The organism is Acinetobacter sp. UBA5934, assembly GCF_002430855.1.
Taxonomy (GTDB): domain Bacteria; phylum Pseudomonadota; class Gammaproteobacteria; order Pseudomonadales; family Moraxellaceae; genus Acinetobacter.
The window spans coordinates 1,083-13,650 of the sequence record NZ_DJDC01000155.1 but is presented as its reverse complement, the minus strand read 5'-3'; the positions used below and the strand labels follow the sequence as shown (position 1 = coordinate 13,650).

Genomic DNA, 12,568 nt, shown 5'->3' with positions numbered 1-12,568 from the left:
TTTTCAGGTTCATAGGTCCAGTCCCCTGCGACCATCACCAGATCGGGATTTTGCTGATTAATTTTATCGACAATAATTTTCAGCTGGCGTTCATGCCCAGAAAACAGGCCAATGTGTAAATCGGCAATCAAGGCCAGTTTGACTGGACGCTGCAGCTTTTGTTCCGGATTAAGCTGGTATTGCAGGGTTTGAACCATAACATGCTGGGGCTCGATAAAGCGGGCATAAATCAGTACACAGCTCAACAAGAAAATAAATATGGCCTGGTGAATAGAGTAATAACCACTCCAGCCGGCAAACAGGCTAAAGAAAAATAAAGGGATAAGTAAATAAGATAAATAAAAAGCCAATAAGTGGACAAAAGCTTTAAAAGGATGAATGGTCTCTGTTCGCATCTGGCTTAACCACGCCTGCGCTATCCCCCACAACGCGATTAAAGCGAAACTGATATAAAAATAAAAAGCAACTAAGTGCGAATCCCACATACTACCTTCTCTAATGATTGCGACGATATTACATCATTCATCTATTCTGATATTTATCTTTTCATAGCTCACAATTATACTCAAACCAATTTTTGGTATTGTTTACAATCTATGGCACGACTCTCTCAGCAAACAACGCACACAAGTACCTATAAAACCGCAGTATTGCTGAGTTGTAGCTTGATTTTGGGAATTCCTGCATGCTCGACCCTTCCCAAACAGATTCCCCAGCCAGTTGAATATTCATTCGATACCAAAACTGAACACAGCTCACTGGCTAAAATCATTTTGCCTTTAAGGGAACAAAATCCAAATCTTACCGGTTATCATGTTTTATACGACCCGCTTGAAGCTTTGGCCGCACGTATCCATTTAATTGATAAAGCAGAAAAAACTTTAGATTTACAATACTATATTTGGGACAACGATAAAATCGGAGCGCTGGCTCTGCACTCTATCATTAAAGCGGCTGACCGAGGCGTAAAGGTTCGTCTGCTGATGGATGACAACAATGCCAAAAAGATGGAAGGCATTTATCTGGCGCTCGATCAGCATCAAAACATTGATGTGCGCCTGTATAATCCTTACCGTTTTAGACAGTACCGTGCCATGGACATGGTGCTGGATTTAAAGCGGATTAACCGCCGCATGCATAATAAAAGTTTTATTGCAGACAACCAGATTTCCCTGATTGGTGGTCGCAATATGAGTAACCAGTATTATAACGTCAGTGACAATTATCAATTTTCCGATGTGGATGTGATGCTGGTCGGCGCTGCATCAGATGAAATCATTCATTCCTTTGATGAATACTGGAATGATGATTACGCATTTCCGGTCAAGCAAATTGTCAATCCGAGACATTATTCCTTGCGGTTTGACAGCCTGAAAAAGCAACTCGAGGAACATTCAAAAAGCATTGCCGTGCAAAACTATCTTGATTTAGCCACCCGATCACATGCTTTTGAAGAGTGGCTGAATAACAGTATTCAATTTGACTGGGTCAAAGCAGAAGTCGTCAGTGATTCACCGAGTAAAATCAGGGCCAAGGCAAAAAAAGAACAACATCTGAATTTTCAGCTGATTAACCGTTTGGAAAAACCCGAACACAGTGTCGATATTATTTCCGCTTATTTCGTCCCGGAAAAAAAAGGCGAAAAGATGCTGAGTGATCTGGCGCAAAACAATATCAATGTGCGGGTACTGACAAATTCCTTTAAAGCCAATGACGTGGCTTTGGTGCATGCCTTCTATGGCAAATATCGCAAGAATTTACTCCAGAACAATGTCGAACTGTATGAGTTTCTATCTGTGCCGGAAACCGAAAACCTGAATGCCAATACCAAGGAAATTGCAGAAAAAGCCAAGGTCAACATCAAAGGTTTAAGTCGTTCCAGCCTACATGCCAAACTCATGACCATAGATGAAAAGCAGGTTTTTATTGGATCTTTCAATTTTGACCCACGCTCTGCCTATTTAAATACAGAAATTGGCGTATTGCTGGACAGCCCGAATCTGGCCAAAACTGTACATCAAACCATGAACCAAAATTTGGCTAAATATGCCTACAAACTGGTTTTAGATGCCAACAATAATATTAACTGGAAAATTAAACGCCATGATGGCAGCATCAAAACCTATCAGAAAGAACCCAAGATGAAATGGTGGCAAAAAGCTGGGGTGAAAATGATTTCCTGGTTACCGCTGGAAGGTTTTATGTAAGCGCCCTCATGACTGCTTGGCTAGAAGTGTTGAAGATGACGTTTTCAGCACTTTTTGCTGTAGTCGGGCTAAGCCTTCAATCATTTGTGTTTGCACTTCCTGAGTCAGGCTTTCAACAGTATGTCCCTGAACCGCAATTGCCGGTAATGCCATTAAATGTGCGGTGACTTTGGGCATTTCCAGCACTTTTTTGACATGTTCAGCAAAACTGATATTGCCTACAAACGGCGCGACTGTATCGAGTTGCCCATCCTGATTGACATAACAAATCAGGCAAATTTGTACTGGACGATTTGCTTCAATGGCAGAACCTAAAAGCCGGCCATAAATTTTTTTAATTTTGCTGCCATCTGAAGTGGTAGCTTCTGGAAAAAACAGCACAGGAATATTCTGTTTTAAAAATGTGGTAATTTGCTCTTTAATTTTAATCGAATCACCAGAACCACGTTTAATAAATAATGTGCCACCGCCCTTGGCCAGTTTCCCAAATAAAGGCCATTTTTCAATTTCAGCTTTGGCTAAAAAGAACACCCGCGCTCCTGAACCGAGAACTGCTACATCCAGCCAGGAAACATGATTGCTCACCCATAAAGCCGGTTCACGTGGAATCACGCCATGTACCTGAATTTCAAGGTTAAAGACTTTACATAACTGACGGCAAAAATGCTGTACATAACGGGTATTACACGGATTATTCGGGTCTTTATATAAACGGTGGCGAAAAACCAGATAAAATCCTTGAATAATCGCCCCTAAACCCGTCACTAACTTTTTGCTATATAAGAAAAATTTAGACAGGCCATTTAACGATGAAGTTTCAGTTACAGAGGATTGAGTCATAGATTGATCACTAATTACCAGCTACAGCGTTTAATCATTTATTTGCTGTCATTCTATACTGTTCATTTTAATCTTGCATTGATCAGACCCGCCGAAAGTGACTATTTCTCTATAAAAAATTAAAAATAAAACTCATAAGTGATTTATTTTATTAAATATTATTGATGATTTGGACTGGTCTGAAAAATACAGAAACCAATTTCTTATCATTAGCCAAACACTGATGAATAGCTTTTGATAACAACCTTTTATTGAATGAATATCTTGTTACGATGCTTTGTTATGTTTTTGCTATTTTTCACTATATCTGCGCTTTTTCTACTAAAATAAATCTTTAATCATGCAGTAGAGATCATCCTTAGTGGAATATTTTGAGCAACATCAGGGTAGTGAACGAACAATCTTGGTGAGTGTATCGGTACAGCAGTTAGACGACCTGGATGCAGAAGAATTTCATTTACTGGCCGAATCTGCCGGTGCTAAAATTCTCGAACATATTACCGCTCAACGTATAAGACCTGATCCCAAACTGTTTATTGGTTCTGGCAAGGCAGAAGAAATTGCCGCTCTGGTACAGGACCTGGAAGCCAGCCTGGTCATTTTCGACCATTCTCTGACCCCGGCTCAAGCCCGCAATTTAGAAAAAATCATGCAATGCCGTGTGGTTGACCGTACCGAACTGATTTTAGATATTTTCGCCCAACGCGCCCGTACCTATGAAGGTAAACTGCAAGTTGAATTGGCACAGTTACAGCACCTCTCCTCACGTTTAGTGCGTAGCCGGGGTACTCTCGACAGCCAGAAAGGCGGGATTGGCTTACGTGGCCCGGGTGAAACCTTGCTTGAAACTGACCGCCGCTTACTGCGTATCCGCATGGGGCAACTCAAAACCAAACTGGATAAAGTTCGTCAAACCCGTATGCAAGGCCGTGTTGCACGACAAAAAGCCGCGATTCCGACCGTCTCTTTAGTCGGTTATACCAATGCCGGTAAATCCACCCTGTTTAATATTCTGGCCAAGAGCGATGTTTACGCGGCAGATCAGCTGTTTGCAACCCTAGACCCCACGCTGCGCCGTTTGGAATGGGATGGCATTGGACGTCTGGTACTGGCAGATACTGTGGGTTTCGTGCGTAATCTTTCGCATTCTTTAGTCGAGTCCTTTAAGGCAACTCTGGAAGAAACCCTGGAAGCCACCCTGCTACTTCACGTGATTGATTCTAGCAGCCCAGATATGCTTGAACAGATTGAAGCGGTAGAATCTGTTTTAAAAGAAATTGGCGTCAATGTGCCGGTACTGCGTGTTTACAACAAAATTGATATCAGTGGTGAAGATGCCAAAATTGTCTATGCCAAACCGCACTTACCTGATCGTGTCTATGTTTCCGCGCATTCTCAGCAAGGACTAGACCTGTTACGTCAAGCAGTGCAAGAATGTCTGATGGGCCAAATGCAAAGTTTCGAGCTGATGTTAAAGCCTGCATATGGCAAATTGCGTACCCAACTGTATGCCCTGAATGTCATTCAATCTGAAAATTATGATGATGCCGGTAATCTGCATTTGCATGTGATTATGGCACCGCAAAAACTTGAACAGCTGATTAAACAGGCGCATTTGCCCATAGATGAAATTCTGGGACATAAAGCTGCACAATTTGAGCGGCCGCTTGAAGAATTTGAAATAAAAAGATAAATCAGTTAAAACGTGATAAGTGTAATTATAATACTTGGTAAAAATGGACTGGATAAAAACAATCGACTGGCCGGCCTGGATTGGCACACTGGCCTTAATCATCTGCTTCCGCGAAGGAGCAGTATGGTTAACCACACAATTTCTTCATCCTGAACTGGGCAATCTCGTGGGCTTGATCAGCCTGTTGGTGACTTTATTTATTTGGAGAAATTTCAATAAATTACCGACTCGTTTGGTCGATACCAATAACAAGATTATGAAAGAAAGTGCTTTTGCCTTTTTACCGATTAGCGCAGGTTCATTGCTTATGCTGACTCATATGGGCAAAGAAATGCCGGCTTTTCTACTGGTGATGTTTNNTCGTTTTACTCATTTGGCGTAAATTTAAGAAAATCCCGCTAAGACTTGTCGATACTAACAATAAAGTCATGAAAGAGAGTGGTTTTGCTTTTTTACCCATTTGTGCAGGCTCCTTAATTATGCTGGTGCATATGGGTAAAGAAATTCCGCTATTTCTTTTTGTTTTGGTAGTGAGCACCCTTATACCCTTGTGGGTCTATGCAAAAATGTCCAAGCGCTGGTTATAGGGAAATTATATGTTTGCAGTACTCTCCGGTTTTTTCATCACCCTGATTGCCTATCTTGTCGCAAAACCGATTAATAAACGCCTGCCACAAATTCCGGTTATTGTAATTGGGATGTTTTTGATTATTGGACTGTTGTTTGTATTCGGAATTCCTTATACATCCTATATGGCTCAGGTCAACCCACTGTTTAACCGTCTGTTAGGCTATGTCACCGTCGCATTGGCCATTCCCTTGGCGGCCATGCGTTATGATGATTTGCCACTGAAAGCCATGCTCGGCATTCTGGTTTTTGCCAGTATCAGTGCGGTCGCGTTACCGATGGGGCTTGCCTATTTATTACATATGACCGATTCAAGCATTATGGCATTTGCTACTCGTGCCGTAACCACACCCATCGCCATTAATATTGCCACCCTGCTCCATGCGCCTATTAGTATGGTCATTCTTATTGTGATTTTATCCGGCGTAATTGGAGCAGCCTTTTCTCCCTTGATCCTGCGGCATATTAATGATGAACGTGCATCAGGTCTGGCTTTAGGCTTGGCGGCTCATGCTATTGGCACAGCTCAGGCATGGCAAAGAGGCAGCGTCGCAGGACGCTATGCTGCGTTTGGTATGGCAGTAAATGCTGTATTTACCGCCATCTGGTTACCGACATTTATACTTTATTTGCAAAATATGTGACTGATGAATCACCAATAAACATTTGTAGAGTCAAAATTTAACCTTATGATAAAAAATATTTTATAAAATTATCATAAGGTTTTTTGATGAAAAATTTTAAAATTTTAGCCGCCCTTCTTCTTTCTGCCAGCAGTAGCACTATTTTTGCTGAAGACATTTCGGGAACCTGGAAAAACATTGATGATAAAACCGGTTCTTCAAAAGCGATCCTTGAAATTCGTCAAGAAAGTAACGGCACTTATACGGCGAAAATTGTAAAGGTAACGCCTCGTCCGGGTTATACCCCTAAAGAAACCTGTGTGAATTGTCCTGCACCTTATACCAATAAGCCTATTTTAGGTATGGATGTCGTAAAAGGTTTAAAACCGGCCGGTGGATCCAATTTTACTCAGGGCAAGATTATCGATCCCCTTACTGGTCATGTCTACAGTATGAAAGCGAAATTAAGTCCAAACGGTAAACGCTTAACCTTGCGTGGTTATGTCGGTGTTTCAGCATTGGGCCGCAGTCAGACTTGGATTAGAAACGACTAAATATGACAAAAAGCCGCACTATGTGGCTTTTTTATTCACTGATATACAAATAAATCACATTATTTTTCATTATTATGAAGCAATGGGTTGACTAATATTTAAACGACAACTATATCTTTAATACAGACAAGAAAAATATTTTCCACACTCCCAGGAGTTAATATGAAGAAAAATCTATTATTTGCTGCTTTTGTTGGTGTAGTTTTCAGTGGGAATGTGTTGGCAAATGATCTTAGCGGAACTTGGAAAACCATTGATGATAAAACCGGTTCGGCAAAAGCGATCCTTGAAATGCGTCAGGAAAGCAATGGGACTTATACGGCAAAAATTATCAAAGTAACTCCACGTCCGGGTTATACCCCTAGAGAAACCTGTGTCAATTGTCCGGCACCTTATACCGATAAACCCATCTTAGGCTTAGATATTTTAACGGGGTTGAAATCTTCCGGCGAGAATCAGTTTGTGAATGCCAAAGTGCTGGATCCACTGAACGGTAAAATCTATAGCGGCAAAGCAAAGCTTAGTCCTAATGGTAAACGTCTTACTCTCCGCGGTTATGTCGGTGTGTCCGCACTTGGCCGCAGCCAAACCTGGATTAAACAAGATTAAATTGTGCAGATTACAGGTCAGCATAAATGGGTAGATAATACGAATAAGCAACTAAAAATGTTATTCTCAAAGATCGCTTAATTTCGTATTTCTGCCCCCACTTTAAATAAGTCAACAGGATCGCTGACTTATACAAATGAGGGAATGTTATGAAAAAATTAGCAATCACCGTTACATGTGTCGTAGCGCTATCAAGCAGTTTTTCAGTTTTTGCTCAGGACATCATTGGTACATGGATTCAAATTGATGATAAAACAGGTTCACCTAAAGCACTGATTGATATTCAAAAACAAACAGATGGGTCTTATTCCGGAAAAATTATCAAAGTCACCCCACGCCCAGGTTATAAGCCCCGCGAAACATGTTTCCAATGTCCTCCGCCCTATACCAATCAGCCTATTTTGGGATTAGAAGTTTTTAAGGGTCTAAAACATGTCGATGGCAATAATTATGCAAACGGTCGGGTACTTGATCCTTTAACCGGAAAAATATATGGCTTGAAAGGACGAATTACCCCTAACGGTAAACGTTTTATCTTACGTGGTTATATAGGAATTTCTGCTTTGGGCCGAACCCAGACCTGGATTAGAAACGACTAAATATGACAAAAAGCCGCACTATGTGGCTTTTTTATTCACTGATATACAAATAAATCACATTATTTTTCATTTTGATGACACGCGATATTGACTAATTTCCAAACGATCCTAATATGGTTTTTATAGATTATAAAAAATTACTCACCACAACCGTAGGAAATTATATGAAAAAAAATATCTTACTTACTGCTCTTGCCGGTTTAGTTTTTAGTGGGAATGTATTGGCACAAGATCTATCGGGTACTTGGCAACAAATTGATGACAAAACCGGTTCACCTAAAGCTATTATTGAAATTCGTAAAGATGCGAATAATACCTATGCCGGTAAAATTGTTAAAGTGACACCTCGCCCAGGTTATACACCACAAAAGACATGTAACAAATGCCCTGCACCCTATACCAATCAGCCTATTTTAGGTATGGATGTACTGACTGGATTAAAGCATGTTGAAGGTACAAATAACTATGAAAAAGGCCGGGTCATCGATCCGTTGGCAGGCAAAATTTATGATGCCAAAGTTCGACTGAATGCGAATGGAAAACGCCTCACCCTACGTGGTTATATTGGGATCTCAGCACTAGGCCGCAGTCAAACCTGGCTGCGTCTGGATTAAGCCCGATTTATTATGCTAAGAAGCCACTCTATGCAGTGGCTTTTTCATGTAAAAAGGAATTCTTTTTTTTAATTTATTCAGTACAATATTGACTAATATTTTAATCTATCTAATATATCGACTTTGTAAAAAGTGAACCAATTTTTGAAGGTCTGATATGTACAAAAATCTATTGCTTGCGACTTTAGCGAGTGCACTTTTTAGTGCTCATGTTTTTGCCGAGGATATCTCTGGAACATGGCAACAGATTGATGATAAGACCGGTTCAGCCAAAGCCATTATTAAAATTGATAAAGAAGCCAATAACACCTATACCGGTAAAATTATTAAGATTACCCCTCGTCCTGGCTATACTCCGCGTGAAACATGTAATAAATGCCCTGCTCCGTATACCAACGATCCAATTTTGGGTATGGAAATTATTAAAGGCCTAAAGCATGTAGCAGGAACCAATAACTATGAAAAAGGTCGGGTGATTGATCCCTTAGCCGGAAAAGTTTATGACGCAAAAGTCAGACTGAATGCGACAGGTAAACGTTTAACTTTGAGAGCTTATATGGGTGTGTCCACCTTAGGACGTAGTCAAACCTGGATTCGACTAGACTAAATCGATACTGATAAAAAAAGCCACATCATGTGGCTTTTTTTATTTTTGCTGATCTGAGTGATTACATTACCGGATTATCGACTTTAAACAGCTGTTTATCTTCCAGACGGTAAGCAATCAACTGCTTACCCCAAACACAGCCACCATCGACATTCTGAATCTGTGAATTAATGGTTTTACCCTGTAAGGCTGCCCAATGCCCAAAAATCAATTGATGGGTTTGGGCTGCTTTGGATTCAAACTCAAACCATGGTTGAAAACCTGCTGGCATCGGATCATCCAGTGAATCTTTAAAGCTGAACTCTAGACGACCTTCGCTGTTGGTTAAACGCATACGGGTTAAATAGTTGGTAATGCAACGTAAACGTGCATTACCCTCTAGATCATCCGACCAAAGATCAGGTTCTTTGCCATACATATCAGCCAGGAAAGCATCCACCACGCTAAAATCGTCGTGTGCAATCACTGCTTCAATTTCTTTGGCGAAGGCAGCAGTTTGCTCTGCGGACCAAAGGCAAGGAATACCGGCATGCGTCAATATGGTTTGCTCATTCGGAAATAAACATAAAGGCTGTTTACGCAACCAGTCAATCAAATCATCGCTATCAATCGCATCAATCACATCGCGGGTATTGTCTTTTTCTTTCAGCTCTTTTAAACCACGTGCACATGCTAAAAGCGTCAAGTCATGATTACCCAATACCGTCGCTGCAACACCACGATCAACCAGCTTTTTTACAAAACGTAATGCACCAATCGAGTTTTCACCCCGGGCCACCAGATCGCCTGCAAACCAGATAAAATCTTGATCCGGATCGAACTTAATTTCTTTCAACAAAGCTTTTAAGGCTTCGAAGCAGCCCTGAACATCACCAATCACATAATTGTATCGAATATTCGACGCTGTCACTTAATCCACCATTTGATCTGCTAATGCAACAAATTGAGCCAAAGTTAAAGTTTCTGGGCGCGCCATTGGGTCTACACCAGCTTTCTCAAACCCCTCTTCAACCAACATACTTTTTAAACTATTGCGTAAAGTTTTACGACGCTGGGTAAAGACATGGGAAACCAGACGGGCCAAGGCTTTTTCATTTTTAGCTACAATCGGTTTAACAGCGTATGGTTCTAAACGGAATACCGCAGAAGTTACTTTAGGCGGTGGATTAAATGAACCCGGAGGTACTTCAAACAGGAAAGTTGGTTTACAGAAATACTGAATCATCACCGACAGACGGCCATATTCTTTGGTATTTGGCGATGCGGTAATACGATCCACCACTTCTTTTTGCAACATGAAGTGCATGTCTTTGACTTTGTCACCAAATTCCAAGAGATGGAACAACAAGGGCGTGGAAATATTATACGGTAAGTTGCCAACCACACGTAATGGACGACCTTCTGCAAATAAATTGGTGAAGTCATATTTCAGTGCATCGGTTTCAACAATGGTTAAACGCTCAGGATGCGGCACACGACCCGGTAAACCTGCCGCCAAATCACGGTCTAATTCAATCACGGTTAAAGCATCACATTCACCAATTAAGGGTGAAGTGAGGGCCGCGAGACCAGGACCAATTTCAACAATATTTTCACCAGCACGCGGATTGACTGAGCGGACAATTTTGGCAATTACACGTTGGTCATGTAAAAAGTTTTGACCAAAACGCTTACGCGTATGATGCCCTTCATCTTTTGGGTTTAAGGCATTAATTTGATACATAAAAGAGTTCCAACGTGAATTAATAACGTGCCAGATCAAGTGCTAAATCGACAGCAACGTGCAAACTTGAACTTTTTGCCAGTCCAGTACCTGCAAGGGAGAGTGCTGTGCCATGATCGACGGATGTACGGATAAACGGTAAGCCTAAAGTAATATTGATGGCTTCACCAAAACCTTGTGATTTTAGCACAGGTAAACCCTGATCGTGATACATCGCCAAAACAGCATCGGCATCTTTTAAATTTTCTGGGGTAAATAAAGTATCCGCAGGCAAACTCAGACTCATATTGATGCCTTTTGCACGATAACTTTCCAGTACGGGATTAATCACTTCTATTTCTTCCATACCCAAATAGCCGCCCTCACCGGCATGTGGATTAAGACCACACACCAGAATATGAGGATGTTCAATTTTGAACTTGGTTTTCAGATCATGAATCAGAATATCAATCACCTGATGCAAACGTTCTTGGGTAATCGCATCTGCTACCGCACGTAACGGAAGATGAGTAGTTGCCAGCGCCACACGTAAGGTTTTGGTAGCGAGCATCATGACCACACGATCAACGCCAGCAAATTCTTGGTAATACTCGGTATGCCCACTGAAATGAATCCCGGCATCATTAATGACAGATTTTTGCACCGGTGCAGTTACTACTCCTACACTTTTACCAGTCATGGCATAGTCTGCAGAGCGACGTAACTGTTCCAATACATAGGCTGCGTTTTGAGCATTGAGTTGACCGAGAATTACTTCGGTCGCTAAAGGTACATGCTCCACATAGAGTTGCCCTTCAGCGGAAAATGCTGTCTGGGCCTGATACTCAATCAGCTCTACCTGAACATTTAATTTTTCTGCGCGTTGTTTTAATAAATTCATGTCAGCCAGAACCACAATGGGACGCTCATCAACACGATCGGCCAAACTTAAACAAATATCTGGACCAATACCCGCGGGTTCACCACTGGTGACATATAAAGGAAGCATGACTGACCTATACAGATTCATTGAGTAGGATTATTTTACTGAATCCAAAACAGAAATACCGTTTCTTTTCATTATATATTTAGGAGGCAGGTGGAATAAAAACGCCTGATAAGTACGCAACAAATAACGCAATATAGGTCAATACAGCAATTACAGATAAGACTGTAGCATAGATGAGGAAGCGATAAATTAAGGAAGGAATATAACGATACAGCGAATAAAGAGCAGTGAAAAGCAATAGCATCAATATGCAGTAGGCCCAAGGTGCTGCAAGAACAAACAAAGCAATGCCATAAATTAAAATGGGTAAAAGAGCTACTCCCCAAGAAATAGCTACCATCAAAGCCAATAACACAAACATAGTCCACACCGCAGAATTTGGCTGAATAATGATAAAATACAAAGGTATATATAGAGTTGGAATGACATGTGCCAGTAGCATCAACCCGATACATTGTATCTTGGTCGCTTGCGATGAATTTTTTATTTTTGCTGTAATTTTCATGAAAATTTTTGCTTAATATTTTTATATCTATGTATAAATGAAGAATTAACATGAAATCGTAAAAACAACTAGTTAAATTTCGAACAGAGGCTTATAATACAGCGCTTGAAATTTTATATTTTCATTGTGGTTCTGCTGTCTTTCAGGTAGAATTCGGTCTCCTTTTGTTTGGACAGATTCCACCGTCCAAACCAACTATAATAGGTAGTGGTTTAATGAAAACTCTCAGCGCTAAGCCAGCTGAAGTTCAACACGACTGGTACGTTGTTGATGCTTCTGGCAAAACTTTAGGTCGTCTTGCGACTGAAATCGCTCGTCGTTTACGCGGTAAGCATAAAACTTCTTATACTCCTCACGTTGACACTGGTGATTACATCGT

15 protein-coding genes and 2 pseudogenes are annotated in these 12,568 nt (G+C 41.0%); 11 read left to right on the top strand and 6 right to left on the bottom strand.

Going from position 1 to position 12,568, the window contains the following annotated elements:
* Positions 1–485, bottom strand: a pseudogene (locus B2Y23_RS10780) (phosphohydrolase); the annotation flags it as partial.
* Positions 486–596: 111 nt separating this feature from the next.
* On the opposite strand from B2Y23_RS10780, the gene B2Y23_RS10775 reads away from it, so the two are divergent.
* A complete protein-coding gene (locus B2Y23_RS10775) occupies positions 597–2,207 on the top strand; it encodes a phospholipase D family protein (protein ID WP_291370754.1) in 1,611 nt (536 codons plus the stop codon).
* A 6-nt stretch (positions 2,208–2,213) separates the two neighbouring features.
* Here the strand turns inward: B2Y23_RS10775 and B2Y23_RS10770 are convergent, their stop codons facing one another.
* Positions 2,214–3,047, bottom strand: a complete 834-nt coding sequence (locus B2Y23_RS10770; protein ID WP_291370752.1) for a lysophospholipid acyltransferase family protein — start codon at positions 3,045–3,047, stop codon at positions 2,214–2,216.
* Between the two features lie 361 nt (positions 3,048–3,408).
* On the opposite strand from B2Y23_RS10770, the gene hflX reads away from it, so the two are divergent.
* From hflX to B2Y23_RS10725, 9 genes and pseudogenes are all read left to right on the top strand, one after another.
* A complete protein-coding gene (gene hflX, locus B2Y23_RS10765; protein ID WP_291370750.1) occupies positions 3,409–4,740 on the top strand; it encodes a ribosome rescue GTPase HflX in 1,332 nt (443 codons plus the stop codon).
* 43 nt (positions 4,741–4,783) lie between these two features.
* On the top strand, positions 4,784–5,122 hold the full coding sequence (locus B2Y23_RS10760) for a hypothetical protein (RefSeq protein WP_291370748.1): 339 nt from the start codon (positions 4,784–4,786) through the stop codon (positions 5,120–5,122).
* Positions 5,103–5,327 (top strand): annotated as a pseudogene (locus B2Y23_RS10755) (hypothetical protein); the annotation flags it as partial. The gene B2Y23_RS10760 and the pseudogene B2Y23_RS10755, both read left to right, overlap by 20 nt.
* Before the next feature lie 9 nt (positions 5,328–5,336).
* The gene (locus B2Y23_RS10750; RefSeq protein ID WP_291356703.1) at positions 5,337–6,011 is read left to right on the top strand and encodes an LrgB family protein; all 675 of its coding nucleotides are present in this window, start codon (positions 5,337–5,339) and stop codon (positions 6,009–6,011) included.
* A gap of 86 nt (positions 6,012–6,097) precedes the next feature.
* Positions 6,098–6,544, top strand: coding sequence for a DUF2147 domain-containing protein (locus B2Y23_RS10745; RefSeq protein ID WP_291356705.1), 447 nt, complete (start codon positions 6,098–6,100; stop codon positions 6,542–6,544).
* A gap of 162 nt (positions 6,545–6,706) precedes the next feature.
* Positions 6,707–7,153: a DUF2147 domain-containing protein gene (locus B2Y23_RS10740; RefSeq protein WP_291356707.1), complete on the top strand. Its 447-nt coding sequence runs from the start codon at positions 6,707–6,709 to the stop codon at positions 7,151–7,153.
* Between the two features lie 149 nt (positions 7,154–7,302).
* The gene (locus tag B2Y23_RS10735) at positions 7,303–7,752 is read left to right on the top strand and encodes a DUF2147 domain-containing protein (RefSeq protein ID WP_291356709.1); all 450 of its coding nucleotides are present in this window, start codon (positions 7,303–7,305) and stop codon (positions 7,750–7,752) included.
* Positions 7,753–7,916: 164 nt separating this feature from the next.
* Positions 7,917–8,366 carry a DUF2147 domain-containing protein gene (locus B2Y23_RS10730; protein WP_291356711.1) on the top strand — a complete coding sequence of 150 codons (450 nt, stop codon included), beginning with the start codon at positions 7,917–7,919 and terminating at the stop codon, positions 8,364–8,366.
* A gap of 157 nt (positions 8,367–8,523) precedes the next feature.
* Positions 8,524–8,973, top strand: coding sequence for a DUF2147 domain-containing protein (locus B2Y23_RS10725; RefSeq protein ID WP_291356713.1), 450 nt, complete (start codon positions 8,524–8,526; stop codon positions 8,971–8,973).
* 61 nt (positions 8,974–9,034) lie between these two features.
* On the opposite strand, the gene B2Y23_RS10720 is transcribed toward B2Y23_RS10725, so the two are convergent.
* The 4 genes from B2Y23_RS10720 to B2Y23_RS10705 form a co-directional block, all read right to left on the bottom strand.
* A complete protein-coding gene (locus B2Y23_RS10720) occupies positions 9,035–9,868 on the bottom strand; it encodes a symmetrical bis(5'-nucleosyl)-tetraphosphatase (protein WP_291356732.1) in 834 nt (277 codons plus the stop codon).
* A 15-nt stretch (positions 9,869–9,883) separates the two neighbouring features.
* On the bottom strand, positions 9,884–10,696 hold the full coding sequence (rsmA, locus tag B2Y23_RS10715) for a 16S rRNA (adenine(1518)-N(6)/adenine(1519)-N(6))-dimethyltransferase RsmA (protein WP_291356715.1): 813 nt from the start codon (positions 10,694–10,696) through the stop codon (positions 9,884–9,886).
* Positions 10,697–10,715: 19 nt separating this feature from the next.
* A complete protein-coding gene (pdxA, locus tag B2Y23_RS10710; RefSeq protein ID WP_409449796.1) occupies positions 10,716–11,684 on the bottom strand; it encodes a 4-hydroxythreonine-4-phosphate dehydrogenase PdxA in 969 nt (322 codons plus the stop codon).
* A 79-nt stretch (positions 11,685–11,763) separates the two neighbouring features.
* Complete coding sequence (locus B2Y23_RS10705; protein WP_291356717.1) at positions 11,764–12,189, bottom strand: hypothetical protein; 426 nt, start codon at positions 12,187–12,189, stop codon at positions 11,764–11,766.
* A gap of 215 nt (positions 12,190–12,404) precedes the next feature.
* On the opposite strand from B2Y23_RS10705, the gene B2Y23_RS10700 reads away from it, so the two are divergent.
* A partial coding sequence (locus tag B2Y23_RS10700; protein WP_288384765.1) for an uL13 family ribosomal protein occupies positions 12,405–12,568 on the top strand: 164 nt, incomplete at its 3' end.

Excerpts from the sequence above, each read along its gene's own strand:
- B2Y23_RS10775 (WP_291370754.1), top strand. The coding sequence starts at position 597 with ATGGCACGACTCTCTCAGCAAACAACGCACACAAGTACCTATAAAACC.
- B2Y23_RS10770 (WP_291370752.1), bottom strand. The coding sequence starts at position 3,047 with ATGACTCAATCCTCTGTAACTGAAACTTCATCGTTAAATGGCCTGTCT.
- B2Y23_RS10750 (WP_291356703.1), top strand. The coding sequence starts at position 5,337 with ATGTTTGCAGTACTCTCCGGTTTTTTCATCACCCTGATTGCCTATCTT.
- B2Y23_RS10745 (WP_291356705.1), top strand. The coding sequence starts at position 6,098 with ATGAAAAATTTTAAAATTTTAGCCGCCCTTCTTCTTTCTGCCAGCAGT.
- B2Y23_RS10740 (WP_291356707.1), top strand. The coding sequence starts at position 6,707 with ATGAAGAAAAATCTATTATTTGCTGCTTTTGTTGGTGTAGTTTTCAGT.
- B2Y23_RS10735 (WP_291356709.1), top strand. The coding sequence starts at position 7,303 with ATGAAAAAATTAGCAATCACCGTTACATGTGTCGTAGCGCTATCAAGC.
- B2Y23_RS10730 (WP_291356711.1), top strand. The coding sequence starts at position 7,917 with ATGAAAAAAAATATCTTACTTACTGCTCTTGCCGGTTTAGTTTTTAGT.
- B2Y23_RS10725 (WP_291356713.1), top strand. The coding sequence starts at position 8,524 with ATGTACAAAAATCTATTGCTTGCGACTTTAGCGAGTGCACTTTTTAGT.
- rsmA (WP_291356715.1), bottom strand. The coding sequence starts at position 10,696 with ATGTATCAAATTAATGCCTTAAACCCAAAAGATGAAGGGCATCATACG.
- pdxA (WP_409449796.1), bottom strand. The coding sequence starts at position 11,684 with ATGCTTCCTTTATATGTCACCAGTGGTGAACCCGCGGGTATTGGTCCA.
- B2Y23_RS10705 (WP_291356717.1), bottom strand. The coding sequence starts at position 12,189 with ATGAAAATTACAGCAAAAATAAAAAATTCATCGCAAGCGACCAAGATA.